Source organism: Buttiauxella sp. BIGb0552, assembly GCF_004366275.1.
GTDB lineage: Bacteria > Pseudomonadota > Gammaproteobacteria > Enterobacterales > Enterobacteriaceae > Buttiauxella > Buttiauxella gaviniae.
The window spans coordinates 1-1,522 of record NZ_SODY01000017.1 but is presented as its reverse complement, the minus strand read 5'-3'; the positions used below and the strand labels follow the sequence as shown (position 1 = coordinate 1,522).

General features: G+C 52.4%; 1 rRNA gene (cut by a window edge). It reads right to left on the bottom strand.

Annotated features, from left to right (window positions below):
• Nucleotides 1-1,458, bottom strand: a 23S ribosomal RNA gene (locus EDF88_RS24610); it reaches 1,550 nt to the left of the window's first position.
• Nucleotides 1,459-1,522: the final 64 nt, after the last annotated feature.

The window sequence follows — 1,522 nt, the reverse complement described above, 5'->3', positions numbered from 1 at the left end:
GACCGTCGCCCGGCTAACATAGCCCTCTCCGTCCCCCCTTCGCAGTCACACCGAGTACAGGAATATTAACCTGTTTCCCATCGACTACGCCTTTCGGCCTCGCCTTAGGGGTCGACTCACCCTGCCCCGATTAACGTTGGACAGGAACCCTTGGTCTTCCGGCGAGCGGGTTTTTCACCCGCTTTATCGTTACTTATGTCAGCATTCGCACTTCTGATACCTCCACCTACCCTCACAGGTAAGCTTCGACGGCTTACAGAACGCTCCCCTACCCAACAACGCCTAAGCGTCGCTGCCGCAGCTTCGGTGCATGGTTTAGCCCCGTTACATCTTCCGCGCAGGCCGACTCGACCAGTGAGCTATTACGCTTTCTTTAAATGATGGCTGCTTCTAAGCCAACATCCTGGCTGTCTGTGCCTTCCCACATCGTTTCCCACTTAACCATGACTTTGGGACCTTAGCTGGCGGTCTGGGTTGTTTCCCTCTTCACGACGGACGTTAGCACCCGCCGTGTGTCTCCCGTGATAACATTCTTCGGTATTCGTAGTTTGCATCGGGTTGGTAAGCCGGGATGGCCCCCTAGCCGAAACAGTGCTCTACCCCCGAAGATGAGTTCACGAGGCGCTACCTAAATAGCTTTCGGGGAGAACCAGCTATCTCCCGGTTTGATTGGCCTTTCACCCCCAGCCACAAGTCATCCGCTAATTTTTCAACATTAGTCGGTTCGGTCCTCCAGTTAGTGTTACCCAACCTTCAACCTGCCCATGGCTAGATCACCGGGTTTCGGGTCTATACCCTGCAACTTAACGCCCAGTTAAGACTCGGTTTCCCTGCGGCTCCCCTATACGGTTAACCTTGCTACAGAATATAAGTCGCTGACCCATTATACAAAAGGTACGCAGTCACCCCATAAAAGAGGCTCCCACTGCTTGTACGTACACGGTTTCAGGTTCTGTTTCACTCCCCTCGCCGGGGTTCTTTTCGCCTTTCCCTCACGGTACTTGTTCGCTATCGGTCAGTCAGGAGTATTTAGCCTTGGAGGATGGTCCCCCCATATTCAGACAGGATACCACGTGTCCCGCCCTACTCTTCGAGTTCACAGCAAGTGCATTTTTGTGTACGGGAGTATCACCCTGTACCCTGCGACTTTCCAGACGCTTCCACTAATGCACAAACTGATTCAGACTCTGGGCTGTTCCCCGTTCGCTCGCCGCTACTGGGGGAATCTCGGTTGATTTCTTTTCCTCGAGGTACTTAGATGTTTCAGTTCCCTCGGTTCGCTTCGTTAAGCTATGTATTCACTTAACGATAGTGCAACGAATTGCACTGGGTTTCCCCATTCGGAAATCGTCGGTTATAACGGTTCATATCACCTTACCGACGCTTATCGCAGATTAGCACGTCCTTCATCGCCTCTGACTGCCAGGGCATCCACCGTGTACGCTTAGTCGCTTAACCTCACAACCCGAAGATGTCTCGTAAGACACACTCGTATGTTGTGAAAATTTGAGAGACTCGAACA